Consider the following 26667-nt stretch of genomic DNA (forward strand, 5'->3'; position numbering starts at 1 on the left):
ACGCAGCCGCCTCTGGCTGAGCGACGGTTCCTGCGTGCGGCTGCGTCCGCTCCACCGTAATCACGTCTGGAGCTTCGACTTCGTGCAGGGGCAGACTCACGACGGCCGGAGTTTGCGCATCCTGACGCTGATCGACGAGCACAGCCGGGCTTGCCTGGCGCTGAAGGTGGCGCGGCGCATCAACAGCGTGGGTGTGATCGAGGCGCTGGCCGACGCCATGTGCCTGCACGGCATCCCCGAGCACATCCGCTGCGACAATGGCCCTGAGATGATCTCGAAGGCGCTGCGCAAGTGGGTCGCCAAGACAGGCTCGCAGATCCAGTACATCGCGCCGGGCTCGCCGTGGGAGAACGGGTACTGTGAAAGCTTCAACGGCAAGCTGCGCGACGAGTGCCTGCGCCAGGAAATCTTCTACTCACTGAGGGAAGCGCAGATCGTGATCAGTCTCTGGCAGAACACATACAGCCGCGTCCGGCTGCACTCATCCTTAGGCTACAGGCCGCCCGCGCCCGTCAGCTTCCACGATCTGGCCTTCCGGCTACCCATGGCAGCGGCCAGGCAGTAGCCTCTCACTCGGCTCGGTCCAAAATACCGGTCAGGTCAGTTGCGGCCGCACTACTCGAAGGCGAGGCGCATCAGCCATTCCTACTCAAGGTCATGGGCTCGCTCAGACCCGCGTTCTTCGAATTCACCACGATGGTGATCGCGGTGCCGACAGGGATCAAGATCTTCTCGTGGATCGCGACGATGTGGGGTGGTTCGATCCGCTTCACCGCCGCCATGCACTGGGCGGTCGGCTTCATCTTCCTGTTCACGGTCGGCGGCGTCACCGGCGTCGTCTTGGCCAATGCACCGGTCGATTTCTACTTGCAAGACACCTACTACGTCGTCGCGCACTTCCACTACGTGCTGTCGCTCGGCGCCGTGTTCATCATCTTTGCCGGTATCTACTACTGGTTCCCGAAGATACCGGCCACGTCATTCCCGAATGGGCCGGCAAGCTGCACTTCTGGCTGGCTTTCATCGGCGCAAACATCCTGTTCTTCCCGATGCATTTCCTCGGCCTATCCCATATGCCGCGCCGTTACGCCGATTATCCGGATGCCTTCGCGCCCTGGCACTTGGTGTCGACCTGGGGCGGCCACATCTTCGCGCTTGGCATGTTCGTCTTCGTAATCGGCGTGATCCTGGCCTTCCGCTCGAAAGAGCAGGCTGCGGACAACCCGTGGGGCGAGGGTGCCACCACCCTGGAGTGGACCCTGTCCTCGCCGCCACCCTTCCACCAGTTCGAGACGCTGCCTCGCATCATCGATGAACCAAGACATTCGCCCCCTTAACCAGCCCAAACCACGCTCCGGAACTTCACGGTATCATGCGCGACAGCAAATCTCCTCCAGATTGGCGATGATGATTTCACCGGTGCAAGACCCGCCAGGGCTGGGATCGAGCGCGAGCGCAACTCAGTGGCGCAAGAGTTCACGGCGCTGCTCCTGGGCCTTCCCGAGCGCCCGCTGACGCATCCTGTTGATGGTCGATCGCAACATTACACGTCTTGCCACGTGGCTTTCGAAACCGGCCGGCTTCATGGCGACCTGCTTCGTTGTAGCGGCAGGTCTCGGGGCGGGAATAGTGCTCAGCTTCAACGATCACTGGGCGCTCGTGTTCAATCTGTTTCTCTCAATCGCCGCGTTACTCATGGCGGGGATCATCCTCGTTGCAGGAGCAAAGGACACGTCGGCGATCCAGGCGAAGCTTGATGAACTCATTCGTGCTGTGGATGAGGCTGATGACCATCTAATCGGCATAGACCAGCGCTCCTCAGAAGAACTGAAGAAGGTTCGTGTCACTGTTGACCCAACACACAATGAGACAAAAGCGGCTGGAAGAGTGAGCTGACACTCATCGCGACGGTGCGCAGACGGCGCAGGGTGCCAAGCACGTAAGCGAGGTGGTCTCGACTGCGAAGGCCGATGCCAAGCGGCCAGAAGGCGAAGGAGTGTCCGCTTCAGGCGCAGCCCTGTCGCTTGGCGATTTCCTTACTCAGATAACGTCGTCAAGAACGTAGCTGGATCACCCCGCGGCGGCCGAAGGCGAGGAGCGTGGGCGACTAGAGCCATGCTCTCCGGAGCTTTTCAGACAATCCCTGCCCCTACCGCCGAAACGCGCTGTTCGGCCAATCGAGAGCCGACGGAGTGCCACCCTGCTGCGCCACAAGGAAGAACAAGGCCCTCTAGGCCGAAGCCGGACCAAGGCTGACCGTTTCCACCCGGTCCTGCGCGGATCTTGCGGAGATCTCCTTAGGGACAACCCGCGGAAACGAGCTCACGCGACCGACGTTCCTCCAAGGTCCGCTCGGGTCTGCAGGTCTGCCGCTCCGCGCCGTCCTCTTGCGATCGTCTCTCGTGGCCGGAACAGCTGCCTGTGGGCACTTCGAAGCACGGCAGGGGTCGCACGTGGGCCGAAAACGCCGAGCAGCGTCGACTGCCGGCATCTGAGCCAAGGGGGTGAGGTCATGAGGGCGCTCGTCTGGCACGGCCGGAGGGACATCCGCTGCGAGGAGGTTTCCGATCCCATCATCGAGGAGCCGCGCGACGCCATCGTGAGGGTAACGTCCTGCGCGCTCTGCGGCACAGACCTGCATGTCTACAACGATTTCGTGCCAGCCCTGAAAGCCTCGCACGTCATCGGCCACGAGTTCATGGGGGTGGTCGCGGAGGTCGGCCCCAAGGTGGGGAACCTGAAGGTCGGCGATCGCGTGGTGGTGTCCTGCTACATCGTGTGCGGAGAATGCGAGCAGTGCCGACGGGGCAACTCCGCCTTTTGCGAAAGGTCCAACCGCCGCAACGACTTGGCCGAAAAGGCGTTCGGACGTCCGGTCGCGGGGCTTTTTGGCATATCGGAGCTGACCGGCGGTTATCAGGGAGCCCAGGCCGAGTACGTGCGCGTTCCCTACGCGGACACGACCTGTATCAAGGTCTCTGACGGGCTCCCGGACGAGCAGGTGCTCTTTGTCAGCGACACCCTGCCGACAGGGTGGCAGGCCGCCCTGCAGTGCGACATCGATCCTGAGGACACGGTTGCGATCTGGGGCATGGGCGCGGTCGGCCAGTTCGCCCTGCGCAGCGCGATTCTGCTCGGCGCTAAACAGGTCATCGCCATCGACCGGGTGCCTGAGCGCCTGCAGATGGCGGAAGCCGCCGGCGCGATTGCAATCAACTTCGAGGAGGAGAGCGTCGTCGAGCGCCTAGACGAGCTCACCCGCGGCAAGGGACCGCACAAATGCATCGATGCGGTCGGCTTAGAGGCCCACCCGACCGCGACACTCGACACCGTCTACGACCGGGTCAAGCAGGCCGTGATGCTGGAGACCGACCGCCCGCATGTCCTACGTGAGATGATGTACGTCTGCCGCGCGGGCGGCACGCTCTCGGTCCCGGGCTATTACGCCGGACTCGTAGATAAGATCCCGTTCGGCGCGGCGATGAACAAGGGCCTCACCATCCGCCCGAGCCTCACGCACGTGCCCCGCTGGGGTGGCGAGCTGCTGCGGCGGATCGGCGAGGGCCAGATCGACCCCTCTTTCGTGGTCACCCACTCGGTCCAGCTCGACCAGGGACCAGAGATGTACCGACTACTCAACGACAAGCTCGACGGCTGCGTCAAAGTCGTGCTGAAGCCCTAGGAAACACTGCGTGCTGCAGAAGCGCAAGGATAGCATCCGCACCGTAACCGGCGGAGCCCCGCCGGAGCGGACCGCCCTCGTGCTTGCGGGCGGAAAATCGCTCGGCGCGTTCGAGGCCGGTGCCTACGGTGCCCTGCACAATGCGGGCGTTCGCCCCGACTGGATCGTGGGCGCGTCGATTGGCGCGGTGAACGGCGCCATCATCGCGGGGAACCCGGTTGAGCGACGGATTGAGGCGTTGCGCGACTTTTGGACGAAAGCCGCCCAGCCCACACCGGCCTGGGTCGCGGGGTTGGGGCCCTGGGGCGAGTTCGCACGGCGGAACTTGGCGCAGGCGCAGGCCATGGCTTTCGGCTCGCCTGCCGTGTTCGCGCCCAACCCCGCCGTTTGGGCCGGCTATGCATGGCCCGCTCCGTGCACCGCCTTGGGGCTCTACGATCTCGCCCCATTACGTCGGTCGCTCGAGGAGTTCGTCGATTTCGAGCTGCTGAACGGGGGCGATGTGCGCTTCACAGCGGTCGCGACCAACCTTGAGACCGGCGGCGAGGCCCTGTTCGATACGGATAAATGCGCAGTCGGGCCGGAGCACATTCTGGCGAGCGCGGCGATGCTGACGGAGTTTCCGCCTGTCGAGATCGACGGCCGGTTGTTCGTGGACGGGGGGTTGCACTCCAACTTTCCCATCGATGTCGTGCAGCGAGAGCGCCAGAACAATACGCTCCTCTTCGCGGTCGATCTCTTCAGCGCTCACGGTCAGCGGTTCAGGAACATCGCCGAAACCATCATCCGCCGGCAAGAACTCCTGATGGCCGCCCAAAGCCATCACATGCTCGAGGCGCAGGAACGGGAAGAGGCGCTCCGTCGCGCCCTGAGAACAGTCTTGAATCTTCTGCCCGCGAACCTTCGCGACCACCCGGACCTGGGGCAGGCCGTTGAGCATGCCGAATGCGGCGACATCAGACTCGTCAGGCTCGCCTGGCCGTCCGGGGACGAGGTCGGCGTCAATACCTACGACTGGTCGGACCTCACCCTGACGCAGCGGTGGAAGGCCGGAGAGCGAACCGCCAACGGGGCTCTCGATGCACTCCTGCGCGCGGGGCCGCTCACGGTCACGGATTAGTGTTCACCCCTTCCTGCCGGAGACATCAGAGTGGCGAAACCAATCGACGAGATGGCCGTGGTCATCACGGGTGCTTCGAGCGGCATTGGCAAGGCGACGGCGCTCGCCTTCGCCGAGGCTGGCGCCAAGCTCGTCATCGCAGCCCGGCGCCAGCCCCAGCTCGAGCAAACGGCCGTAGAATGCCGCGCTGCAGGCGCGCAGGTGGCGGCCCTCGTAACCGATGTCACGGAAGAGACCGAGGTAAAAGCGCTCGCCGGGCGTGCCTTGACGGATTTCGGCCGTATCGACGTGTGGATCAACAACGCTGGCATCGACGCTTTCGGCAGTTTCGAACAGCTGCCGAAGCACGCGTTCGAGCGCATCATCCAGGTCAATCTACTCGGCACGGTGAACGGCACTCGGGCGGTGCTGCCGCATTTTCGCGAGCGCGGCTCGGGCACCGTGATCAACAACGCCTCGATGGTGGGGGCGGTCCCGTCGCCTTTCCACACCGCCTACGTTGCGAGCAAGTTCGCGATCCGCGGGTTTTCGCACAGCCTACGCCAGGAGCTGACGGAGTTCCCCGGCATCCAGGTCTGCGTGATCTCGCCAGCCTCCATCGATACGCCGCTGTGGCAGCGTGCCGCCAACTACAGCGGCCGCAAGGTCAAGCCCTTTGATCCCGTCCACCCGCCCGAACAGGTCGCGGCCGTCATGCTCGACCTGGCGCGCAACCCGCAACGCGAGGCCTTTGCGGGCGCCAGCGGATGGATGCTCGCTGAGCAACATGCCGCGAATCCGGATCTCACGGAAACCATGGTCGCCGGCTATGCGCGGGCAAGCCTGTTCCAGGACGAGCCGGCCGCGCCGACGGACGGGGTCCTGTTCAAGCCAGAGGACGGCAACAGCGGCGCCAGCGGCGGATGGATGTCCCTGAACACGCCTGGGATTCCAACGGGCGACCTCCTTCCGCTTCTGATGGCCCCGGGGCTCCTGGCAGCGGCGCCTGCGCTCTATGCCTGGAAGCTTTCGAGCAACTTCGTGCAGCAGATCAGCCGTCAGTTCACGATCCCTCCAAAGCAGGGTCGCTAAGCTGGATCTGGATAATTCGAAGTACCTGATCGGGGTTGTTGGCGGCGGGTGATGGTACCGGCTGTCGAGGATTGGCGGGTTATGAGCCGGGACGATCTGGAGACCGACCCCGTTTTCCGTCATGCTGTGGCCAGAGCTGCCGACTGTTCGAGCACAATCAGGCGCTTGCGAGAGGTACGGGCTCAAGGACAGGCCGCGCACCGGTCCGTCGCTTGCCGACGCCACCGCGTCCCGGGCTGCAGAGTTCGCTCACGGAGACCGGCCGCCTCTGGCGCGGGAGAAGGAGTGGCGCGCCGTCGCGACCCGCTACGAAAAGGCCGCCGCCAGCTTCACCGGGGTCCTCCGCCTTGCCGCTGCACTCGACTGGCTCATGCCGTAACAGGCCGTAATCCCTAACACCCTGCGGGACTGCGTAGGGTCACTGTGCGGCATTCAGCTGAACCGCACCAATCGTCCGCTTTCTCACGATCCAAGCCCCAAAGTGGACAAGCCGGAAACGGCCAAACCCAGTCGGCAGCTATGCGCCCATCTCGGCCATTCGGCGGCCTTCGCTGGCACCTCAGAAGCGGACATCGGCACAGACCGGATCACAGGGCCCATTTGCGCCACTTCCGAGCCTTCGAGACCACGCAGCCAAAGGTCCGCACATGATGCGACAGCGGGCATCCTCAGCTCGCAAACTGACGGTCTTCCTGAGGACCTTGACGACGCCGTCCCTGCAGCCCTGGCGGTGGTGGTCCTGGTAGGCTCTCAGCTCTCACCGTCTCGCACGATGGGACAGCTCTCGTCCTTCGCCCAGTCGGAAAAGCTGAGGTATCACGCGTACACCCGAGTGAACCCGGCCTGCACGGCCGCAAGCGCCGCCAGGGCCGCGCGACCTCCTCCGTCGCAGTGGGAGACGATCCGCTCGCCCGAGCGGAACCCGGCGCGCTCCAGCATTACACGCAGTTCCTGGGGCTGCTTCATGCGGCCCTCAGCGGCCATCAGGTCGGCATGACCGACGCGCCTAGCTCCCGGCAAGTGACCGCCGCGGGCGTTCTTGCGCAGGTCTTCGCCCGCGAACTCGGCGGCCGTGCGCGCGTCGAATACTTGCGTGTCTGTCCCGAGCTGATCCCGGAGTTCCCAACGGGTCACGAGGCCCAAGAGGCCATGCTCGCCCGGAGTCGTACCGAGCGTGACCGGCGTCGGCACCACCGCCTCCGTCTCGGGCCTGAACGCCGGCTGCGCGACCAAGGCCAGCCAGCCGCCGTTGAGCACGGCGGCCGGTCCCCGAAATGCTACAGGATGAACCAGATCCTGGCGGCCTCAGTCATGCGACCGTCGTCGTAGACCGCCACCAGCCGCCGGCCATCAACCCCAAGATTGCCGATCAGCGTTCGCCAGTGCTCGTCCTGGGCAAGGTCCGTGTCCGCCTACTTGGCGGCCGCCTCCCAGTCGGAGACAGGCACACGCGCCGCCCCAGACCAGTGGCCTTGCCCATACTCTCCCTCACCGCGGACATCGAGCACGAGCCAGGACGGGTCGCGGGCGGAAGGATCGAGAAGGGCTGACTGGGTCATGAGGAGCTATCGTCCTATCAGAGCAGAGCGGGGGCGAAACCGCCGAGGCCGGTGACGAACACGAAGAGCCACGGTGGCAACCGCCCGACGTCGTCCGCGCTGTCGAAGAACGCCTCCAGGTGGGGTGTTGATGGACGAGGCGGGCCGGGTCCTGTTTGAGATCCCGTCCGACGAGATCCTCGACAGGGGGCTTCCGCCCCGACGGCCGGGACCTGGGGCGTAGGTCGGGATCCGGAACCGACGGCGCTCCGACCGCTTCTCATCGGACGAGGCTGTGGATGGCCTCGCAGTGCCTGACCAGGTTAGGTTGCGTGAAGAGGCACGCTTTGAGCGGGGTGTCGATCTCGGAGAAGTGGATGTTGGCCAGGAAGCCGTAGACCGCGGCGTCGAAGCTGGTCGGATTGATCCCGAACAGGAAGCCGCGCGCGGGGATCAAGTTCGCCAACACCCGGAGGTCGGCGGCGCCCCGGGCATACGCCTCGTCCGGCTCGTACCGACCGATACCTTGGTAGTGGTAGCGCAGCGCGTTGAACTCTCGCGCCTTCCCGAGCAACCCGTCCGTCAGTTCGGGATGCTCGCGGCGCAAAGCATCGCGGAACGCCGGCCAGAAGCGGTCGTCCTTCCAGCGCGAGTAGGACATCACCCAGTACAGGTCGTCCAGCATGCGGTTGATCAGGTGGCCCATGTCCCGGTGGCCGGGCTTCAGCCCCGCATCGATGGACACGCCGTGCCGGCTCGCGAGATGCGCGACGATGCGGTCGCTGTCGCCGACCGTCTCGCCGTCATCGACGATGTAGGGAAGTTGCGCGCGCGGCGCGGCCGAGGCGTCCACGATGTGCTCGTGCCTGAAAGGCAGGCCCGCGAGCTTGAGGACGGCGAAGACCTTGAGGCCGTAGCCGTTGTTGTCCGCGACGCCGAACAGGCTTGGGTACGAGTAGAGCGTCAGCATCGCGTCCTCCGGTGCTCACGCCGTGATGCCTGAACGCGGCGGCGAACGAAGGGGCTGCAGGGGACGCTCAGAGACTGGGTCCGCGCAGCCGGTGATAGAGCGCGCGCACCGCGTCCATGTAGCCCTGATCGTTGTTCTTGGTTTGACATCAACCTGACCAACACCTTCGGCATCACGCACGATCAAACCGGCAACCTGCCGCCGCTACCCGGGACCTTCCCGACCAGATGGCGACGCCCTCAACAATCCTGCCGGAGATCGAGCATTCGTACAGGCTCTGAGTGGGCGTGATCTGAGCGTCAAGTTGCGCGTTGGTGTGTAGTCGGCCCATTAGCCCTCGGCCGATGCTCGGGCGTCTCAGGAGGCACGGCCGTGCACATCAAGGATGTTTCCGGCATGGTCGCCAGTGGCGACCTTAACGAAATCGAGCGCGCCTTTCGCGCCCTTGTGGCCTACCCCTCAGATGAGGAGGTCTCCGGCGCAAGTTCGAAGAGCCTGCTGCACGCGTTGGACACCGTAAGTCAGGCGCTGCTCACCGACTACAACAGCATGCCACCGCAAACCTGCGCGGCCCTTCGTGTACACGTCGGCTCGACCTACCGAGAGGGTGCTGGTGACTTCAAGGCGCATCATGCTTGGTGGCACGGCCGCCTCAACGCAGTGTGCGGCGGCCATTGAAGGTCAAGGATGCCTTCCGTTCAGCTTGGCGAAGGCTCGACCACAGACCTAAGCATATGCCGCGTTGCAGATTGTTTCTAGCTGCCCGATGTTTTCTGACTGAGCGCTCTTGATCCGCTTGCCTCAATGATGCTCTACGCGGCACGAGGGATGCACAAGCTATGGATCTACAAAGTGACAGAAAATACTGAGGGGCAGAGACCCGACTTCGTTGAACTCGCAGCCGACATCGTTTCGGCCTACGTGACCAACAACTCTCTGCCGGTTGCCGAACTGCCGGCCTTGCTCACCAGCGTGCACTCGGCTCTGAACAACCTCACGCACGGCGCGCCTCAGGCCGCTGAGGAAGAGGTCGAGAAGGTCACGCCCTCGCAGATCCGCAAGTCGATCACGCCGGACGCGCTGGTCAGCTTCATTGACGGCAAGCCCTACAAGACCCTGAAGCGGCACCTGACGGGCCACGGGCTTGATCCGCATGCCTACCGCCAGCGCTATGGCCTGCCCAACGACTACCCGATGGTGGCCGCCAGCTACGCCGCCCAGCGCTCGGAACTCGCCAAGTCCATCGGCCTCGGCCGCCCAGGCGGACGTGCGACGGAGGCCGTCGAGGCTCTGCAGGGCCGCGGACGCCGTAAAGCCAACTGATTCTACGTTGCTCGCCCGTCCGAAGGGCGAGCACTCACCGCCCTCGAGCGGCTTGCCACGACTGTGCTCGGAGGCAGGTGTGGAAATCGGTGACTGCAACCGATCCTCAACGTGCGGCAATGTACCGATCGGCTGAGAATGCCGATCTGAGAGCAAGCCGGATGCAGTTCGCTGGGCAAGAGAGACGCCGTTCCGCTCGCACCGTCGCCAATGTACCCGGGACGGCCACGTTCACCAACGGTCGTCAGGTCGCTTGCACGGTCGTGGATCAGTCCGAGACGGGGGCTAAGCTGGCCTTCGCCTCGATCGGCTTGCTGCCGGAACGCTTCGAGCTCGCATTTGGGCTGCGGAAGGCGCGTTCCGTGAGCGTGGTGTGGCGGCGCGGCTCAGAGGTCGGTGTCGCGTTCGTTTAGCCGCTCGGCGTCGACACAACGGCCTGGCCGTATGGCGTCCTGCTTAGCGTCAATAGATCAGGGCTGAGGCGCCGACAGCGCGTCCAACAGCGCCTGTCAGTCCGCTTGACCGTACCGCTCGCAGACTGCGAGAGGGAGGTGATGGATCCCGTCATCCCGCCTGCCATCTTGCTCGGCCTTGCCCGTGACATCCTCCGCAACGAGATGGGCAAGCGCATCGAACAGCGCCGGTCCGCGGGGCGCGACACGCCCGAAGGCGCACGGCTCACGCAAGAGATCTCCAAGCTGGTCGACCTCGGCAAGGATCTCGACGAGACCAACGCCAGGCGGATCATCGCGGCTGGGCGGGAGTCCGTAGAAAGCAAGCTCGCACCTCCGAAAATGCCTCGCGTCGGTGCAGCGGAGATCCGCGAGCGCTATCCGGATCGGCTCGCTGACGATGCGCAGGTGTGGGTTGGTGCCGGTTGGGCTGAGATCCTCAACGAAGCGTTCGACGCGGTGAAGAGCCGGTCTGTGGTCGTTAGGGTAGCCCGGGAACACTGCGCGGGGTTGCACCTGGTCATCGGACCAGCAGGTGATTGGAAGGAGGCTGACTTCGACCTTGCGGCTGAGGTGACGGAGCGGACGTGGTCGCGCTCCCTTGAACCGCTCCGGGATTTCCGGAGGCTCCAACTCTTGAGAGACTGGAGCCATGACGAAGCATATTCCACCCTTCTCCCCTGAGGTTCGCGAGCGGGCAGTCCGGCTGGTTCGGGAGCATGAGAGCGAGCACGGTTCACAGTGGGCGGCGATTCAATCGATCGCGGCCAAGATCGGCTGCTCGGGTGAGACGCTGCGGAACTGGGTCAGACAGGCCGAACGCGACGGCGGCGTACGAGCCGGGCCGACCACGGACGAGCGCGAACGGATCAAGGCGCTGGAGCGGGAGAACCGCGAGCTCCGGCAGGCCAACGAGATCCTGAGGAAGGCGTCGGCGTATTTTGCTCAGGCGGAGCTCGACCGCCGGTCCCGGTCATGATCGCCTTCATCGATGAGCACCGCGCCACCTACGGGGTCGAGCCGATCTGCAGGGTGCTGCCGATCGCCCCGTCGACGTACCACGCTCATGCCGCGCGGCGGGCCGATCCCGGCAGACTGCCGGCTCGAGCCAAGCGGGATGCCGTGCTCATGGCCGAGATCCGGCGCGTGTACGAGGCGAACTTCCGCGTCTACGGCGTGCGCAAGGTGTGGCGGCAACTGGCCCGCGAGGGGATCGCGGTCGCGCGCTGCACGGTCGCGCGCCTGATGCGGACGATGGGCTTGGCCGCGGTGGTGCGCGGGCGCAAGGTCCGCACCACCGTTCCCGATCCGGCCGCCTCCTGCCCGCTCGACCGGGTCAACCGCCAGTTCAAGGCCGAATGCCCGAACAGGCTATGGGTGGCGGATTTCACCTACATCGCCACCTGGGCCGGCTTCGTCTACGCGGCTTTCGTGATCGACGTCCTTGCCCGCCGGGTCGTGGGCTGGCGGGTGTCGCGCTCGGCCCGGGCGGACTTCGTGCTCGATGCCCTGGAGCAGGCTCTGCACGAGCGCCGCCCCTTCGCCGGCAGCGGCCTCGTGTGTCACTCAGATCGCGGATCGCAATATGTGAGCATCCGCTACACCGAGCGCCTGGCCGAGGCAGGCATCGAGCCTTCCGTCGGCAGCGCCGGGGACAGCTACGATAATGCTCTGGCCGAGACGGTGATCGGCCTGTTCAAGGCCGAGGTCATCCACCGGCGCGGGCCGTGGCGCACCTTCGAGGCGGTCGAGTACGCCACGCTCGAATGGGTCGACTGGTTCAATCACCGTCGGCTGCTCGAACCGATCGGCAACATCCCTCCTGCCGAGGCGGAGGCACGCTACTATGCACAAGCCGAGGTACGAGCCTTGGCTGCCTGACCCAAACCAACCGGCCTCCGGAAAACTCGGAGCGGTTCACTCGCCGCATGTCCGACTCCTTCGGTCCTGGCTGATCCTCTCAATCAGCCCGGTCCAAAGCCAGCCGGTCAGGTCATTGCCGGGCGTGCCGACGTCATGATCCGGTGGAAGTGGGCGTTCATGGCGATGGTGCCGCTGGGGCCCGCCTTCAGGGGCGAGAGGATGCGCGCGGCTGCGACGCCGCCGAGGTCGGCGACGACGTCGACGACGCGCTCGGCCACCTCCTCCGGACGGCATTCGATCAGCGAGACGCCCCCGACCTGAGGATGGAAGGCGCCGAAGTCGGGGAGCCGGCCGTCGCGAACGGCCGCTGCCACCACCGGGATGTCCGAAGCCGCGGTCTGGCGCCGGATCGTCCGCAGTTCGATCTTCGAGGCCGCTGCGACCTGGACGAGAGAGTGGAGCGTGAGGCCGAAGCCGATCGGCGGAAGCTGGCCGGGGTCGCCCACCAGCAGGAGGCGTCCGCTGGCCGGCATGGCCCGCAGGATCCGATAGAGGGTCGGCAAGTCGAGCCTCGAGCACTCGTCGACGACGACCAGGGCTTCGGGACCGACGGCGAGCTGATGCGCATCCAGGGCCTTCAGGAACGCCGCGATCGTCGACGCCTTCCTGCCGGTGGCTTCGGTCATTCTGACGGCGGCGCGGCCGGCGAGCGCCATCAGGTGGACCGCGCGGCCGAAGTGCTCCGAGGCGGCCACGATCACCTTCAGGACAGTCGTCTTGCCGACCCCCGCTCCGCCGACGATCAGTCCAAACCGACTGGTGAGCGCCAGGTGAACGGCCGCACGCTGCTCCTCGCCGAGTTCGAAGTCCGAGGCAGCCGCCGCCCGATCGAGCCAAGCGTCGACCTCTTCAGACCGTACGTCCCGGGCTATCAGATCCTCGCTAACCTGCCCTGCCAGCAAGGCGGCGACGGCCTCGACGGCAAACGCCTCCATCATGGCCGCGCCGGCGGGCTGGAGGCCCGATCCGCCGACGACGGCGGCTCCGGACGTGATGGCGTTTGAGACGGCTTCGGCAGCCTGCCTGATCGGGCTCCGGAGCAGGATTGCGACCCGACGCTCGACTTCCTGCCGAAGCGTCCAGGTGTGGTGCTCGTCCAGGCGGCGGTACAGCACGTCCTCGACGGCGGCGACCGCCCGGGCCTGCGCATCCAGCGGGAGGCCGAGCCTTCGAGCCGCCGCGTCGACCGCGGCGAAGTTCGCGACCGCCATCATCGGCCAGGGATCTTCGCGCAGACGAATGGCGGCATCCGCGCCCCAGAGCGCGACGACCTTCCGGGCAAGCCTGCCTTCGAAGCCGTTCTCGGTCAGCCAGACGACGACATCGCCCTCGGCCTGCCGACTGCGCCATGCCTCGACGAGAACTTCAGCCCGCTCGAAGCCGATCACCCGAGCGAGCCGCGCCACGTCGCCGTCGTCCAGGACCCGCGGGAGATCGTCGCCCAGTGCCACTTGCAGGCGGCCCGCGGTCGCGTAGCCGATCCCGGCGAAGGCCGGATCCTCGGCCAGATGCCTGACGATGGCAGTCCGTTCGCGTCCGGATTCCATCGCCACCAAGGCAACTCCACGGAGAAGGCGGAGGACGGAGCCCCGCGCCGACCGAGCCAGGGTACCACCGTGCTCGTTCCGGCGAAGGGGCAAGCGCAAGCGTCGCTTCGCGACCCCTTCACCTCCACTGCGCGCGGTGGTCTTCGGAACCCAGGTCGGCTCCGAGGGACGGTCTCTTCCCGATCCCACCAAGGGACGGAATTCAGCTCCGCACGCCGCGTCCGGAAATCATGACGTCCTCGACGTGACGGTAGCGGGCCAGCTGCTCGCGCAGCCCCCGCACCTCGGCCCGGAGAGCGGCGTTGTGCTGCTCGAGTTGCAGGATGCGGCGGTCCCGCCGATCTGTCTGCGGCCTTCCCTCGGCCTCCTCGAGAAGCGCCTTGGCGGCGGGGTTCTTGTAGAGGGTCTGGCGGTCGAACCCGCAGGCGATCGCGATGGCCGAGAGGTTGATCCGGCCGTTCCGTGTCGGGAGAAGCTGTCCGGCAGCTTCGAGGCCATCGAGCCAGGCGCGAAGGGCCGTGACGTGCCGCTCCCCGATCTCGCGTCCGGACAAGCCGTTCATGGCGTCCAGCTGCTTCCGGTCGCCGCCGGCTCGTCCGTTCCATCCGGCAGGTCGGTCAGCACGCGCGCATCCGTCGGACGCCGGCCTGGAGCCGTCGGGTGCGTCATCCGTCGAATGACGTCGTCGGCCGACGGGATCATCTTCAGCCGCTCGAGCCCTTTGACGAGGCCGACCGTGGAGAGAAGATGCATGTTGGGGGGCTTGTTGATCACGCGGACGTCGCGATCCTCGTAGAGGAGCAGGACCGGATCGCCATGCCGGACGTAGCGCTTCAGACCGTCCTCCGAAGAGAGGAAGTCGGCGATCGCCAGCTCGCCGGCGTTGCGCTTGGGCTTCTCGCCTCGCCGCCGCCTCTCGCTCTCCATCATCCAGATGTCGGTCCGGACGCGGACGAACGGAGGTTGATGGTTCGCGATGAAGTCCAGCACCTCCCGATCCTTCAGGTAGTTCGCCGGATCGCTCGTCATCTCGTCGTGTACGGCATCCACGACGACGATCGGCATGTCCAGCTTGAGCAGGAGTTCGAGCTCGTCGGCAACCCAGAGACTGTTGAACGGGCCGGCATCCGGAACGACGAGGGTGCAGCGCTTCACGCCGACCTCCAGAGGCGTTCGAACGCGACGGCCTGGTTCTCGATCTCGTGCTCCGGAGGGCGTGGCGGGACTAGATCGTGGTCGCCTAGAACGACGAGCAGTTCCGCGTAGTCGCGCAGGCCGAGGGCGGACAGAGTGTCCTCGCGTGTCACGAGGCCTTCGGCGTAGCCCGTCAGCACGTCGGGTACCCCCTCCACGGGCCTGGAGGCGGTCACTGCCTCCAGATGGTCGCGGATGATGGCAGTCACGCTCGTTCCATTCCGAGCGGCGTAGGCCTTCGCTCTCGCGATCAGGTCTTCCGGAAGATTGAAGGTCGTGTTGCGCATGGCGTCGCCTCGCTCTGCACATATATATGTGGAGATCAGACTCGTCAAAGGCAAGCCGGGATCTACGACGGCGCTCTCACCCCGGCTCATCGCTTCTTCGGCGGGCGTGGGCCCTGCTGAGGCATCGGGAGCCCCTTCCTCGCACGCAGCTCGAGATCCGTCTGCCCTCTGTCGATCTCGTCCCAAGCTTCGTCCAGCATCTCGACTGCGATATTCCGGGAATAGGCGCTCTTCTGCCAGATCCGCAGACGCCGCGAGAGCTTCTCGTTCTCGGCCTGCAGGTCGGCGATGGTCGCTAGCAACCTCGCGCGGGTGCGCTTCTCGTCGGCGCGCTCCGGATCCCTGGGCATGCGGTTCCAGCCGGCGCTCAGCTCCGTCGTGCGTTGACGAAGGCGGCCGCGATCTCCGGGATCCGCGCGAGGCCGCTCCGGCTCCAGGTCCAGTGGTGGGTGGCGTATCCCCTTGCCACGACGTTCTCCCAGCTCAGCGGGAGCTTCGGGTCGTCCGGCCAGACGGCGATCTCGGCCGCGAACCACTGGCGGAGTTCGGAGGTCAGCTGGCGTCGCTGGCGAGGCGGCTGCTTCTTCGGGGTCGAGGGAAGACCCGTTTTCCGGCGCATGTGGCGAGGGCTCCCGGCGTACGGGATCAACCTCGGCGAGTCCTTCTTTAGGAACGGTGCACTCGGACGCACCCGTTCCTTCGCCGTCTGCGTCTGCATGACGTCGTTCCTTCCGAGCTAAAGGTGGAAGGGCCGCGGGGCGGCTATGGGCGCATCACGATCCGGTCGTGGGCATGGAGGCCTCCTTCGCCGACCGCGTCGGCGATCTCGGGGAAGAGGGCGAGGTGTCCGCGCTCGAACGGTTCGGGGACGATGCCGGCCGCGACGCCGGCGACCGCGGCCGCTTGCTCCGACAGTCGGGCTACCGCGGGGTCGTCGGCGGCGTGCCGGGCCTCGACGGCGGCGAGGACGGCGAAGGCCCTGGGATCGAGCGCGGCCACGGGAGCCGGCGACCCGTCGCGGCCCACGGCCAGCAGCGGCACGGCTTCCGGCAGTTCCTCCGCCGATGGGTCGGCCGATTTTCACTCCGCAGCCTACGACGACATCAACCGTCAGCGGCGTGCCGTCCACGGTCAGATCGGTGACGAAGCGGTAGTAGTGCGCCTCGATGCCGCCGGACCCTGAACGGTTCATCTGCAAATTCCAACCCACAACGAGAGCAACTAGGAGGCATGCCAAAAAAGGCAGATTCCGATGATCTCATGCCTTTCCTCCGCAAATTTGATCGAGAATAAAAAAGCGATGGCTATACCGATCAACGCGATTTCAGGGAGATATAAGATCGCACGTGAGAAAACCAGCATCCAGACAATACCCTTATTGGATTCAAGGTGGAGACCACTATTAATATCGTAATCAAGCTTAGTGGAAGGACCACGAAAGCTAAGATTCTGATAAATCCTCTCGTAACGGAAACAACCTTTTCATGGTTTCTTCAGATGGGCATAGTGTGTTCAGATCTCTAAGATGCCGCCGTGAGACCAGTGTATTAATGAATCATATCATGCTGACTGTGCGATAAGCGAATTTTAGGTGTGTCTTCAAGATTTGTTTTGATACGAAACGAAACTCCTTGCGCCAATGCATTTGACCTGAGCTTGATAGCCGGAACACGCAAGATGATTGTTCCAGCGCAGGTTGTAATCGCATGACGGGTTCGGCATCCCTCAATGATCCATTCCGCCATCGTCTAGATATGATCAGCAAGCGAGGCGGCGCTTCGCCGGCCGAACCATCGCCGAGAGGCATTGTCGGCGACACGAGCACCGCTGGTGCCGGGGGCAGCGCCATGCTGCCAAAGCCGCCCCGACAGGTGTTCGTTGAGCAGCGGGTCGACCTGTCGGACGCCATGCGACGCTCCGGCGCGGGCCATATCGGCCAGCCCGCCGGGTTCTGGATCCGAGTCTGCGCGCTCGTGCTCGACACCCTCGTGATGTTTGTCATCGGGGCGATGGTCTACGCTGCCCTCCTACTCGTCATTGGCCTGCCACGGCCAGGAACCGGCCGTGGCATTTCGCTGGCGTTTCAGATCATGCCGAGCCTCGCGGCTTACGCGTACGTCGTGATCATGCAAACCGGGGCTTGGCAGGCGACCGTGGGTAAGCGGGCAGTCGGCATTTACGTTCGCCGCAGCGACGGCCACACGCTCACGATTGGGCAGGCATTCGGCCGCGAGTTCGCCAAAATACTCAGCGCAGTGCTGCTCTACATCGGCTTCTTCATGGTGGGCTGGAACCGCGAGAAGAAGGGACTCCACGACATCGTCGCTGGCAGTCGCGTCGTGCACGGCAAGCTGTGAGAGCTTGGGCGCAATGATGCTCCCGGCTGCTGCTCTTGCGGATCCTGCTCCGCCCCCTCCGCATCCCCTCGACCAGCAATGGCGGGTAGATACTGGCGATCAGATATTTGGTCCCTACACCGGACATATGATCAAGGGTTTTGTCGCCGAGGGGCGCGTCTCTGCCAACACCCTGGTCGCGCCGCTCGTCGGCGGGACACCCTCTGAATCTTGGATTGCCCTGCGCCATGACAAGGTGCTCGGCTCCCTCGCGGCCCCCGACCGCATGCGAGCGCTCATTCCGACCCAAGCAGAATTGCCTGTAACCGCCGCGATTAGCGATGGCGTGGTAGTCAGCGTGCAGATCCATCAAACCTTCGCTCTGACACCAGCGGCGGGCGGCATCGTGCATCGAGGTCCGCGCAGTCCACTCTACGCGGCGATTCTGTCGCTGATGATCCCTGGACTCGGCCAATTCTATAACGGTCGTGCAGGGCGCGGCTTCGCATTTCTCGCTGGTGTCGTGCTGCTCTGGGTCTACGGACTAGGCTGGATCCTGAACTTAGTTGCGGCGGCAGAAGCCTACCTGGACGCTCAGCACCTGACGCTTGCCTACAACCGCAGACAGGATGGTCGAGGCGCATGACTGGGCTTGCATCGGCGGTTCATCGTCTCTGTCCCGCCTGCCGGACACCCTTGAACGATCGCGCGCTGACTTGCGCACAATGCGGCGGCGTCCCGGCCATTGAGGAGGCTCGCGCCGCGATTCGGGCACGACTGATAGGTACCGCCGGTCCCATTCGGGCGATGACCTCGCGCTGGAGACCAAGCCGCATAACCATACTTTGGCTGCTCGCGCTGGTTCCGGTGCTGATCGGCCCACCACTGATCGCGCTTCTGCTGATTGGCGGCATGGTGGTGCGCCGGCCGCAGGGCCAGCCTCGAATCCTCGCCTCGCACCTAGGGCTGATCGCGCTGCTTGCCGTTGCCAATCTGGCCGTCTCAGTCTGGCTCGACATGCAAATCTCGGCCATCATCGTCGATCACGTGATCGTGGCGAAGCACGCCTTGGAAGCTTGGCTGCACGAGCTGCTGACGATCCGGATTGTTCCCGGGGGCGGGCACTCTCCGTATAGCGGAAACGGACGCTCCATTTGAGCTTCAGACCATTCACAAGCTCGTCCGAAGGAGTAATTGAGGCGCACTGTGACTTGGTGGAGGACAGCTTCGTCGACACACGAAGAAGCACGAAACGTTTGCTACCCATCCTCGGCGGGCCTTCACGCGTCACCACTTGAGGCCAGGGAACACAAGCTCGGGGCTGGCAGCATGACCAGCGGCCGTTCGGGCGATGCGATCCATATCACACAGAGACCTCTCTACCTCTGGCGTGTCAGCGGAACAGTACCAGCGTTCCATGAAGGCCCGATCCTGCGAGCACGTGTAGTTGATGTGGATCGCTCCGATCGGCAGGCAGCCTTTGCGAGTGCACATGTCCGTGCGGCGGTCAGGCTCCTCAAGCCAGAACGTGAACTCGTTGCAGTCGACCAAATGTCGTTCGCACGAGAGATTGAGGGCGACATAGTCGGCAGCCTGACACACACTATCGCAGGCCAATAGCCAGAAATTTCTGCTCTAAGACGAATCTACCATCAACGTTTCCTGAATGCGGGTTCTGATCACGCGCTCAGAGGCCGGTGAAGAAGCGGCGGACATAGCCTGTTCCTCGGCGTCTTGTGACCCACCCCAGAACGCTCGAACGCTTGGTCCCTGCTTGAGCAGCCGATCGCGCAGGAAGCCACGAATCTCGTGAATCCAGACGCGCCGGCCCATCCGGGTGTACCAGCGCATCGCGTGGCGCAGGCCGGGATCCGAATGGAACAGGACCCGGGCGAGCGCCCTCGGGCGCATCTGGACGATCATCTCGGTCGCCTTGAACCAGAGGAGGACACGCCAGGGTGCCATATTGCGTGTGGAAAGCACCTGATGCTTGTAGTCCCACTTTCGGCGGTCGGCCTGGATCACCGTGCGGTGCTCCGCGAGCCGGAAGTAGGGCGTCCAGCGGTGCGGCGTCACGTAGAGCATCTGGATCTGATCGGGATCGTAGGCAAGGAGCTGGCGCAGGCCGCGCCAGTGATCGCTGTCCCGCTCCTCCTCGAAGCCGACGACCCAGGTCGCCATGGAAAGGATGCCGTGCTTGCGCAACAGCCGGATCGCCTCGCGGTCCTGAGCCTTTGTCGCGCCCTTCCGGATCAGGTCGAGGGTGGCGCTGTCCGTGCTCTCAAGACCGAGGAGGAAGCGCTGGCAGCCGGCCTGCTTGTAGAGGTGCAGGATGTCGGCATCGCGCACGATATCGTCGGCTCGCGTCGAGCCGACCAGGATGACATCGATCCTCTCGGCGATCAGGGCGTCGAGGAAGCTGCGCCACGCCTTCTTCGAGACGGTCGGGTTCTCGTCGGCGAAGTTGAAGACCTCGACGCCATGCTCGCGGTGAAGCCGCCCGATCTCCTTAGCGAACCGAACCGGATCGCGATGGCGCCAGCGGGTCCAGAACCCACGTTGACCACAATAGCTGCACAGGTGGGGGCACCCGCGCGAGAACTGCACGACCACAGCCCGCTTGCCTCCCCAGTAGCTGTAGCGCGCGTGGTCAATCAGCTCCCATCCGATCCGGTATACGTCTAGGCACTGGATGACGCCGGCCGGGCGGGTCGCCCTAATCTCCCCACCCGCGCGGTAGGCGATGCCTGCAACCTCACCGAGCGGCGTGCCGCGCTCCAGCGCCGCCATGAGCTGGCGCGCCGTCTCCTCCCCTTCCCCACGCACGATCGCAGTCACGTACGGCTCGGCCGCCAGGATCTCGCGCCAGTGGTAGGTCGGAAAGACGCCGCCATAGACGATCGGCACGCCTGGAAGGTGGTCGGCGACCGCACACGCCACCTCGGCAATGACAGGATGGCCGGAGGTCGATCCGGAATGGCCGAACAGAATAGCTTCTGGTGCGGCTTCCACGATCTGCTGGACGAGGGCGGGCAACGGCATCGGCCCGAACTCGGCATCGATGAGCTGAACCTCGTGGCCGTCGTCGATGAGCGGCCCGCCGATGGCAAGTAGCCCCAGCGGCGGCAGGTGATCGTCCGGGATCCGGCTGCCGATGGCCGGATGGGGCACGTTGACGAGCAGGACCCTCACGGGCGTGACCTCTCAGTTCGAGATTGGGGCCGCCTTACGCGGCCACCGGTGCGATGGAGGCTGGCAGGCCGCCGAAGCGCCGATCCCGCGAGCGGAACTCCGCAAGGGCCGCCGCGAGGTCGTCCGCCCCGAAGTCCGGCCACATGCGATCCGTAAAGTGCAGCTCCGCGTAGGCAGCCTCCCACAGGAGGAAGTCCGAGAGGCGCTGCTCGCCGCTCGTGCGGATGAGGAGATCGACCTCGGAGGATGCACCGGCTTCGCCGGAGATCAGATGGCCGAACTGCTCTCGCGTGACCGGCTCATCGCGCAGCCGCGCCGCTGCCGCGAGAATGGCGTCGCGCGAGGAGTAGTCGACGGCGATCCGCAGGTGCAGCTTCGTGCCGGCAGCGGTGGCGACCTCGGCCCGGGCGATCGCCTCGGGGATGCCATTCGGTAGACGATCGCGCCGCCCGATGACGGAGAGGCGGGTGCCGGAGCGTGCGAGCCGTCCGGTTTCACGCCGAAGATACCCGCGCAGGAGGCCCATCAGGCCGACGACCTCCTCGGCGGGGCGCCTCCAGTTGTCGCTTGAAAAGGCGAACAGCGTCAGAGTCGCGATCCTGCAACCCGGTGCAGCCTCGGCCACACGTCGGATCGCCTCGACACCGGCTCGATGCCCGATGCTGCGCGGGCAGCCGCGCCGGCTCGCCCAGCGACCATTCCCATCCATGATGATGGCGACATGCAGGTCACTTTTACGAGAGAAATTACTTTGCATCACAAAGTCTCCGGTCGTGATTGTTCGGCCGAGACGCAGCCTCTCGGCATCGGCTGATCTGCCTTGTGAAAGAAGCTTCTTGAGCCGCTCCGATTGCCTAACCCGGCTGCTCGCAAACGGCCGCCTCGGTCGCCTGCCGTTCCCCGGCCCCGGGCTTCGCAGCCTGAGCGGCGTCGCGCACCACCTGTTCGAGGACGGCCACGTAGTCGAGGAAGCGTTTGCGTCCGATTGGCGTCAATCGGCAGAGCGTGTGCGGGCGGTTCCGCTCATAACCCTTCTCCAGGCTGACGAGGTCTGCTTCCTGAAGCACGGCCAAATGCCGGCTGAGGTTGCCGTCACTGAGATCGCACAATCGCTTGAGATCGGGGAAAGCGACGCCCTTCGGGTGCGACATCAGCGAGGTGAGGATGCTCAAACGAGCCCGCTCGTGGATCACCCGATCCAGTCCCTCGTAGGAGAAGCGGTTCGCCGCCTCGTCAGAGATCGCCATCGTGTCCTCCCTGGCCACTCCCATGGCGGTACATGACCCAGGCGAGAATGCCCTGCCCGATGGCAAACGGGATGCCCATGGACCAAGGGGAGAGGGAGTGCGTGGTGCTCGTCATGACGAGCACGGCAAAGCCCGCCATCAGGTACCAGACAGCTCCCAGAACGGCTCCCTGCGGGAGGATCCGAACGGACGCGAACAAGCCAAGGCCGACGAGGATCTGCCAGAGACCGGGCAGCATCCAGAGCTGATCGGGCGCGCATCCGGCAAGCACGAGGCCCAGGCACACGCCCGTGCCCCCGGCCGGCAGAAATCCCTCGATCGCCTGCGCAACCATGGCATCGGCCAAGCCCGCGTGCAGCCGATGGGCTCGGCGCAAGGCCTCGACACCGATCAAGGTCGCAGCAACCACAGCCGTCGCGATCCAAACACCAAAGTAGACGGCTGGCTCAGCGGCGAGTTGATTGGGCCAAGCGCTCTGTGCAAGCGAGGTGGCGAATGCAAGGCAGGCCGTTATGGCAAGCGCGGCCGCTCCGAACCCGCGAAACGTGGTCTGCCGTGCGAGTTGGGCGCGAATCGTCACAAGGTCAGCCAGGGCTCGATCGAGATCCTGCACGACGCCGTCCTTTGCGAGAGAATAAACTTTGTAACGCAAAGTACGCGATCCTGACGGTGCCGACAAGGGGTTAGGACCGTGCTCCACTCTGATCCGCCTGTGCAAGGCGTGGCAATCGGACTCGCCGAGATCGTAGTGACACGCTAGGAGATCAACCGCAGCATTGGGCCTCGGATGAACATTAAGGCGAGCTTGGATGTCGCCCTGTGCTGGCTCTCAGAGGCTTAGGATTGAGAGGACCAGCGCCGTGGTGCCGGCAACAGCCATGCCTGCCAGCGCGAAGGCCTGTTTGGTGGCTCTAGCCGCCCCTGAGAGGTTATCGTTTGCGACGGGACGGCTAGGAATAGATCGGCGGCGCAGGCTTGCGGCCGTGAGGGATCGAACATCCGGATTGCGCTTGAATTGGCCAAACCGTCCAGCACACATCCACCCCTCCTCTTACTGCCCCAAAAGCTAGGGGCTCTCTCCGATCCGTACTGGGCTGAGGCTCCAGTTTCGTCTTCATCGTCTCAATGCCGTCCGGAGCCATGTCGAGGCGGCGCGCGAATACGACCGCGTCCGGGACCGGGGTCGCCGTCGTCTTGCGGACGAGACGCACCTTCAGCAGCGCCTCTCCGGACTTCGTCCGCGGCTCCAGGATCTCGAAGGCGTAGTCTTCGAGGTCTGCCGGCATGCTTTGGGCTTCGGCGACGCCCTTCGGCAACCAAGCGGCCAGCGGGCCGGAGAGCAGGGATCCGATCTGGACGGGGAGAGCCCAAGCTCCGCGTGCCAAGCCGTAACCGGCACCGGCACCGACCAGCGCCGCAGCGACTACGAGCAGACACAGGAAGACCCACGCAAGCACTCGTCCGGCAGAGCCCCCGGGCGCTTGGCGGAGTTCGCTTTGATCGGTCATGACACCCTCCTCGGAGATCGGGCTTCCTCAGCAAGCCCGATGTCGGGGAGGAAGGAGAGGCTTGCCCCCATGGGGCGGTGTGCGCCCACCAGGGGCGCGGAGGCTCGGGTCGACATTGCGGGTTCCTGTTCCGGAGCGACGTGAGCGCGGCGTCGCGACCATCGAAGTCGCGTCAGCCCACGGCGTTCGACGGCAGCCGAGCGCTGACTCACGCGGCTCGAACGACGGCCGTCGGCCTGCTCAGGAAAGCGGTCTGGGAGGAAGTCCCTGCGGTGCGATGCCGAGACTTGGCCGGAGGCGATCCTGCCGCATGGGCATCTGCTCTGCCCTGGCCGAGACGCCAGTCGCTGGCGCGACCGCGATGAACCCGACCGGGAGCTTGGCCGCGCAGAGCGCGGCGAACGGGCAGGCCTTCGTGTCGCGGCAGTCCGGATCCGACGCTTCGGGATCGCAGCACGGCATGTCGTCGGGCATGGCCGCCGCGGTCTGTTCCGTCGCAGGTCCGGGCGCGTAGGCGGACATGTCCACCACGGCACGCGCCATCGAGGGAGCGGCAAACGCCCCCGCGAGAAGGCCGATCACGGCGAAGGCCGCGAACAGGCGTGCTATGGCGGAACGGATCGACATCCTGTCTCAGGTTCTCACGAAACGGGGTGTGTGACTAGGACCGCAGGATCATCCCGAACGAACCACGCCGCCGACATGGCAGTCCGGGAGATCTGGCAGCTCAGTAGGCGGGGCCACCCGAGGTGCCGCCCAGGTTCTGCGCCGCAGCCGGGCGCTCCGGGAACTGCGCGTTGCCGCGAGCGCTGTTGCTCAAGGGCCGACCCTGAAGGTCGCGCATTTCACCCGCGCCTCCGAAGCCGACGGCAACATCGGGCGCGGCGCCTATGGCTTCGTCGGCGACGACCATTTCCGCTGGAGGGCGGACGTGAGCATCCAGCCTCGAGTGAGCCGAGGCGCCGGAAAGGGTCGCGGCGGCAAATGCGGCTGCGAGAAAGTATTTCACCAAAAGCTCCATCGTTTTTGAGGGCGCCTCTCGGGACGCCACTAAAGACGACTTCGGGACCGGTACGGAAACGGTTACAAAAGCTTGTCGGCTCGAACCGGTCGATCCGATGTTGCGCCCGCTTCGGCATCGCACGGCGTCCATCCTCCTGTATGCCGGCGAGGCACACCTGCCCTCGCGGGAGTAGCTCCACGATCCGAGTGGCGCCCCGTCAGGCCCCGAGGGCTGCCAGATGCGGCGGTAGGTCCTGGAACGCGTAGGGGTTCAGGATCTGCCGCCGCCACATGGCCGCGCGCTCTACGTCGGACAGATCGGCCTCCCTGCATACCTCGTCCCAGGCCGCCTGGATCGTTTCGACCTGGGCGACGATGACGGCGTCCGCCTCGTCCTCGGACAGCAGAAAGTTGGCCGCCGCATGCCTGCAGACCGCCATCTGGCTCCTCCGGTCGCTACCCGTGATGAGCATGGCCTGAGAGGCCTCGTTGCCGGAGCGGCCCTGGGGGCAGATGTCGTAGGCCGGCGTCAGGGCGAGGCTGGCGCCGTTCCAGAAGGCCGCATGGTTGCGCGCGTGGTCGTCGGTGTTCCCGACGAGGATGTTGAAGACCAGCCGTCCGAACAGTTCCCGGAGCGTAGCCCTCGGCGCCTCGAAGCGGTGCCGGACGATCGTGCAGAGGTCCTCGTAGCTCGCATAGCGGGCCATCATCTCGTCGAGCCCGAACAGCGTGAGTGCCGACACCATCGGGGTCCTAAGCCAGCGGCCATCCGAAGCGGTGCGGTCGAAGCGCCGGACGAGGATGACGTCGCGGCCGGCGGCCTCATGCAGCTGCACCTGAGCCACCTCGAGGCCAACCCTGTGGGCCAGCCGCATCGCGACGAACTCGGACTTCACGACGTTGAACACGTCGCTGCTGGCGGAGAACTTTGCGATGAACTTCGCGTCCCCTTCGCGGATCATGGCTTTCGGCCGAGCGCCGCCAAGGGAGCTGCCATGGAAGAGCGCCTGATCGAGATCCGGAGGCAGCGCGAGCCCCTTGTCCACGCGGTCGGCGGCCGCGAGCAGTTCCTCCAGCGACGCCGCGCGGGCCTCGCGAGGTTCGTAGACGTGCGCGGAGCGCTGGAAATCCAGCGCGCCGATCCGGTCGGAGCCGGATTCGAGGAGGTAGGTCAGCTCGCCGAGCTGTCCGAGATCGATGTCGCCGCGCTTCTGTCCGAAGCGCCGGTTCACGATGACGCGCCGCCCCCAAGCGTCCGGGGCAGCATCGCGGATGCAACTCGCCATGGACAGCCCGGGCTGGGGAGCCTGGATCCCGCGGCGGAGCGGCAATTCCGGCTCGTAGATCGCGATCGCGTCGTCGCGCTCCAGGTAGCTTCGCCCGTAGGTGAACTCGATCGTCTCCCCCTCCCGGGAGAGACGGCCGGCGACCACTGGAGCTGTCGCGCCCGACAGCCAGATCCACACGTATGCCTCGTCGGTGCGGGGCTCAGAAGTCATCGCGCGCAGGCCTTCTGGAGCGGCGCGCCGACTTCGGCATCAGGACGAGCCGCTGCCGTATTTCACCCGCATGCAGGGTCGCGGCCCCTTGTTCGGCCTCGAAGAGAGGCACCCCGACGATCACTGCCGCTTCGAACACGGCTCCGATCGAGCAGCCGGGGTCTCCGCGCTCTATGCGGCGCAGGAGCGGGCGCGAGATGCCAGCCCGCTCCGCCAGATCTGCGGCCGTCATCTTGCGCTCGAGACGTGCGAGCTTCACGAGGCTGCCGAGGAGCTCTAAGGCCTCGACGGCCTGTCGCGAATGGGCGCGCTCGGCAGGCTTGGACATGAATAGCTCATAAATGTTCCGCAAATGGCATACTTGGCATGTTTATGTATCATGGACGAAGCCGACGGGGAAGTGAGCAGCCTTCTTCGCTCCTGGAGAGGCCGAATAGGTAGGGTGGGGAGCAAGGGCCCGGTTTCCAGGAACCGCGATTGTCTCGAACCCTTCTCCGTCCACGGCGGCGCATCCCCGACCCGCTTTCGATCGGTTCGCCACGGGACATCCGCAAGGATCGGTTGACGGAGCCGGTCGTAATGGTCGCTTGGAAGTCTCAGCAAGCCTGGCAGGCCCCGCGACAGGTCGAGGAAGTCCGAGTTGGCAACCGGACGCGCGAAGCTGCCCGATTCGAAAAAGCCAACCAGAACTCCGCAAGTCGTCGCAGATGCCACGGAGGTCACGCGTCCAGACAGCCAAAGCTCTTGTCAGACAGGGTTTCACGTTCGATGCCAAC

Annotated in this window: 33 protein-coding genes, 2 pseudogenes and 1 other annotated feature; of the genes and pseudogenes, 16 read left to right on the forward strand and 19 right to left on the reverse strand. The window is 65.2% G+C overall.

What is annotated here, in order from left to right; translation table 11 throughout:
- The 8 genes and pseudogenes from E1J50_RS19315 to E1J50_RS19345 form a co-directional block, all read left to right on the forward strand.
- Window positions 1-565, forward strand: a 565-nt coding sequence (locus E1J50_RS19315) for an integrase core domain-containing protein (protein ID WP_132255460.1), incomplete at its 5' end; no start/stop codon positions are given.
- A 131-nt stretch (window positions 566-696) separates the two neighbouring features.
- Window positions 697-1085 (forward strand): annotated as a pseudogene (locus E1J50_RS28560) (cbb3-type cytochrome c oxidase subunit I); the annotation flags it as partial.
- Between the two features lie 75 nt (window positions 1086-1160).
- Entirely contained in the window at window positions 1161-1337 is a 177-nt protein-coding gene (locus tag E1J50_RS28565; protein WP_425374952.1) for a hypothetical protein, read from the forward strand.
- Between the two features lie 190 nt (window positions 1338-1527).
- Window positions 1528-1896 carry a low affinity iron permease family protein gene (locus E1J50_RS19325; protein ID WP_245516656.1) on the forward strand — a complete coding sequence of 123 codons (369 nt, stop codon included), beginning with the start codon at window positions 1528-1530 and terminating at the stop codon, window positions 1894-1896.
- 616 nt (window positions 1897-2512) lie between these two features.
- Window positions 2513-3682, forward strand: coding sequence for a zinc-dependent alcohol dehydrogenase (locus tag E1J50_RS19330; RefSeq protein ID WP_132255462.1), 1170 nt, complete (start codon window positions 2513-2515; stop codon window positions 3680-3682).
- A 10-nt stretch (window positions 3683-3692) separates the two neighbouring features.
- Complete coding sequence (locus E1J50_RS19335) at window positions 3693-4802, forward strand: patatin-like phospholipase family protein (protein ID WP_132255463.1); 1110 nt, start codon at window positions 3693-3695, stop codon at window positions 4800-4802.
- A gap of 30 nt (window positions 4803-4832) precedes the next feature.
- Complete coding sequence (locus tag E1J50_RS19340) at window positions 4833-5873, forward strand: SDR family oxidoreductase (RefSeq protein ID WP_207919247.1); 1041 nt, start codon at window positions 4833-4835, stop codon at window positions 5871-5873.
- Between the two features lie 271 nt (window positions 5874-6144).
- A pseudogene (locus tag E1J50_RS19345) lies at window positions 6145-6252 on the forward strand (IS5-like element ISMex42 family transposase); the annotation flags it as partial.
- A 437-nt stretch (window positions 6253-6689) separates the two neighbouring features.
- Here the strand turns inward: E1J50_RS19345 and E1J50_RS19350 are convergent.
- The 3 genes from E1J50_RS19350 to E1J50_RS19355 all read right to left on the reverse strand — a co-directional run bounded on the left by E1J50_RS19350 (window position 6690) and on the right by E1J50_RS19355 (window position 8381).
- Window positions 6690-7130 (reverse strand): sulfurtransferase, encoded by a 441-nt coding sequence (locus E1J50_RS19350; RefSeq protein WP_165937918.1) that lies wholly within the window; start codon window positions 7128-7130, stop codon window positions 6690-6692.
- Between the two features lie 155 nt (window positions 7131-7285).
- Window positions 7286-7432, reverse strand: coding sequence for a rhodanese-like domain-containing protein (locus E1J50_RS27480; RefSeq protein WP_165937919.1), 147 nt, complete (start codon window positions 7430-7432; stop codon window positions 7286-7288).
- A 259-nt stretch (window positions 7433-7691) separates the two neighbouring features.
- On the reverse strand, window positions 7692-8381 hold the full coding sequence (locus E1J50_RS19355; protein WP_132255465.1) for a glutathione S-transferase C-terminal domain-containing protein: 690 nt from the start codon (window positions 8379-8381) through the stop codon (window positions 7692-7694).
- Between the two features lie 372 nt (window positions 8382-8753).
- On the opposite strand from E1J50_RS19355, the gene E1J50_RS19360 reads away from it, so the two are divergent.
- From E1J50_RS19360 to E1J50_RS19375, 5 genes are all read left to right on the forward strand, one after another.
- Entirely contained in the window at window positions 8754-9059 is a 306-nt protein-coding gene (locus E1J50_RS19360; RefSeq protein ID WP_132255466.1) for a hypothetical protein, read from the forward strand.
- A gap of 174 nt (window positions 9060-9233) precedes the next feature.
- The gene (locus tag E1J50_RS19365; RefSeq protein ID WP_425374950.1) at window positions 9234-9704 is read left to right on the forward strand and encodes a Ros/MucR family transcriptional regulator; all 471 of its coding nucleotides are present in this window, start codon (window positions 9234-9236) and stop codon (window positions 9702-9704) included.
- A gap of 161 nt (window positions 9705-9865) precedes the next feature.
- Window positions 9866-10117, forward strand: a complete 252-nt coding sequence (locus E1J50_RS28570) for a PilZ domain-containing protein (protein WP_425374951.1) — start codon at window positions 9866-9868, stop codon at window positions 10115-10117.
- A gap of 141 nt (window positions 10118-10258) precedes the next feature.
- Complete coding sequence (locus tag E1J50_RS19370; RefSeq protein ID WP_132255467.1) at window positions 10259-10840, forward strand: hypothetical protein; 582 nt, start codon at window positions 10259-10261, stop codon at window positions 10838-10840.
- A protein-coding gene (locus tag E1J50_RS19375) for an IS3 family transposase (RefSeq protein ID WP_132255468.1) occupies window positions 10809-12037 on the forward strand; the annotation gives its coding sequence in 2 pieces (ribosomal slippage) (window positions 10809-11097 and window positions 11097-12037; 1230 coding nt in all). Before E1J50_RS19370 ends, E1J50_RS19375 begins: the two co-directional genes overlap by 32 nt.
- Window positions 11090-11206 (forward strand) — a sequence feature (AL1L pseudoknot). (Overlaps the previous gene by 117 nt.)
- 107 nt (window positions 12038-12144) lie before the next feature.
- Here E1J50_RS19375 and E1J50_RS19380 read toward each other — a convergent pair.
- The 7 genes from E1J50_RS19380 to E1J50_RS19410 form a co-directional block, all read right to left on the reverse strand.
- Complete coding sequence (locus tag E1J50_RS19380) at window positions 12145-13626, reverse strand: AAA family ATPase (protein WP_245516657.1); 1482 nt, start codon at window positions 13624-13626, stop codon at window positions 12145-12147.
- A 202-nt stretch (window positions 13627-13828) separates the two neighbouring features.
- On the reverse strand, window positions 13829-14188 hold the full coding sequence (locus E1J50_RS19385; RefSeq protein ID WP_132255470.1) for a hypothetical protein: 360 nt from the start codon (window positions 14186-14188) through the stop codon (window positions 13829-13831).
- On the reverse strand, window positions 14185-14781 hold the full coding sequence (locus E1J50_RS19390) for a hypothetical protein (protein ID WP_132255471.1): 597 nt from the start codon (window positions 14779-14781) through the stop codon (window positions 14185-14187). Before E1J50_RS19390 ends, E1J50_RS19385 begins: the two co-directional genes overlap by 4 nt.
- Window positions 14778-15107 (reverse strand): DUF6364 family protein, encoded by a 330-nt coding sequence (locus E1J50_RS19395; protein WP_132255472.1) that lies wholly within the window; start codon window positions 15105-15107, stop codon window positions 14778-14780. The genes E1J50_RS19390 and E1J50_RS19395 overlap by 4 nt, the downstream gene beginning before the upstream one ends.
- An 86-nt stretch (window positions 15108-15193) precedes the next feature.
- A complete protein-coding gene (locus tag E1J50_RS19400) occupies window positions 15194-15457 on the reverse strand; it encodes a hypothetical protein (RefSeq protein ID WP_132255473.1) in 264 nt (87 codons plus the stop codon).
- A 17-nt stretch (window positions 15458-15474) separates the two neighbouring features.
- Window positions 15475-15726, reverse strand: coding sequence for a hypothetical protein (locus tag E1J50_RS19405; protein WP_132255474.1), 252 nt, complete (start codon window positions 15724-15726; stop codon window positions 15475-15477).
- A gap of 143 nt (window positions 15727-15869) precedes the next feature.
- Complete coding sequence (locus tag E1J50_RS19410) at window positions 15870-16148, reverse strand: hypothetical protein (protein WP_132255475.1); 279 nt, start codon at window positions 16146-16148, stop codon at window positions 15870-15872.
- 665 nt (window positions 16149-16813) lie between these two features.
- Here E1J50_RS19410 and E1J50_RS19415 point away from each other — a divergent pair.
- The 3 genes from E1J50_RS19415 to E1J50_RS19425 all read left to right on the forward strand — a co-directional run bounded on the left by E1J50_RS19415 (window position 16814) and on the right by E1J50_RS19425 (window position 18601).
- Window positions 16814-17464, forward strand: coding sequence for an RDD family protein (locus tag E1J50_RS19415; protein ID WP_132255476.1), 651 nt, complete (start codon window positions 16814-16816; stop codon window positions 17462-17464).
- Between the two features lie 127 nt (window positions 17465-17591).
- A complete protein-coding gene (locus E1J50_RS19420; RefSeq protein WP_132255477.1) occupies window positions 17592-18089 on the forward strand; it encodes a DUF6677 family protein in 498 nt (165 codons plus the stop codon).
- A 50-nt stretch (window positions 18090-18139) separates the two neighbouring features.
- On the forward strand, window positions 18140-18601 hold the full coding sequence (locus E1J50_RS19425; RefSeq protein WP_132255478.1) for a hypothetical protein: 462 nt from the start codon (window positions 18140-18142) through the stop codon (window positions 18599-18601).
- A gap of 477 nt (window positions 18602-19078) precedes the next feature.
- Here E1J50_RS19425 and bchE read toward each other — a convergent pair whose 3' ends face one another.
- The 9 genes from bchE to E1J50_RS19470 form a co-directional block, all read right to left on the reverse strand.
- Entirely contained in the window at window positions 19079-20635 is a 1557-nt protein-coding gene (bchE, locus tag E1J50_RS19430) for a magnesium-protoporphyrin IX monomethyl ester anaerobic oxidative cyclase (RefSeq protein ID WP_132255479.1), read from the reverse strand.
- Window positions 20636-20669: 34 nt separating this feature from the next.
- A complete protein-coding gene (locus E1J50_RS19435; protein WP_132255480.1) occupies window positions 20670-21392 on the reverse strand; it encodes a di-trans,poly-cis-decaprenylcistransferase in 723 nt (240 codons plus the stop codon).
- 97 nt (window positions 21393-21489) lie between these two features.
- Window positions 21490-21882, reverse strand: coding sequence for a transcriptional regulator (locus tag E1J50_RS19440; RefSeq protein WP_132255481.1), 393 nt, complete (start codon window positions 21880-21882; stop codon window positions 21490-21492).
- Window positions 21869-22495, reverse strand: coding sequence for a hypothetical protein (locus E1J50_RS19445; protein WP_132255482.1), 627 nt, complete (start codon window positions 22493-22495; stop codon window positions 21869-21871). The genes E1J50_RS19440 and E1J50_RS19445 overlap by 14 nt, the downstream gene beginning before the upstream one ends.
- Before the next feature lie 337 nt (window positions 22496-22832).
- A complete protein-coding gene (locus E1J50_RS19450) occupies window positions 22833-23390 on the reverse strand; it encodes a FixH family protein (protein WP_132255483.1) in 558 nt (185 codons plus the stop codon).
- A 240-nt stretch (window positions 23391-23630) separates the two neighbouring features.
- On the reverse strand, window positions 23631-24017 hold the full coding sequence (locus tag E1J50_RS19455; RefSeq protein WP_132255484.1) for a hypothetical protein: 387 nt from the start codon (window positions 24015-24017) through the stop codon (window positions 23631-23633).
- Window positions 24018-24117: 100 nt separating this feature from the next.
- A complete protein-coding gene (locus tag E1J50_RS19460) occupies window positions 24118-24399 on the reverse strand; it encodes a hypothetical protein (RefSeq protein WP_132255485.1) in 282 nt (93 codons plus the stop codon).
- Window positions 24400-24610: 211 nt separating this feature from the next.
- Complete coding sequence (locus tag E1J50_RS19465; protein WP_132255486.1) at window positions 24611-25891, reverse strand: type II toxin-antitoxin system HipA family toxin; 1281 nt, start codon at window positions 25889-25891, stop codon at window positions 24611-24613.
- Window positions 25881-26219: a helix-turn-helix transcriptional regulator gene (locus E1J50_RS19470; protein ID WP_132251714.1), complete on the reverse strand. Its 339-nt coding sequence runs from the start codon at window positions 26217-26219 to the stop codon at window positions 25881-25883. The genes E1J50_RS19465 and E1J50_RS19470 overlap by 11 nt, the downstream gene beginning before the upstream one ends.
- Window positions 26220-26667 lie beyond the last annotated feature (448 nt).

The organism is Methylobacterium segetis, from assembly GCF_004348265.1.
Taxonomy (GTDB): Bacteria; Pseudomonadota; Alphaproteobacteria; order Rhizobiales; family Beijerinckiaceae; genus Methylobacterium; species Methylobacterium segetis.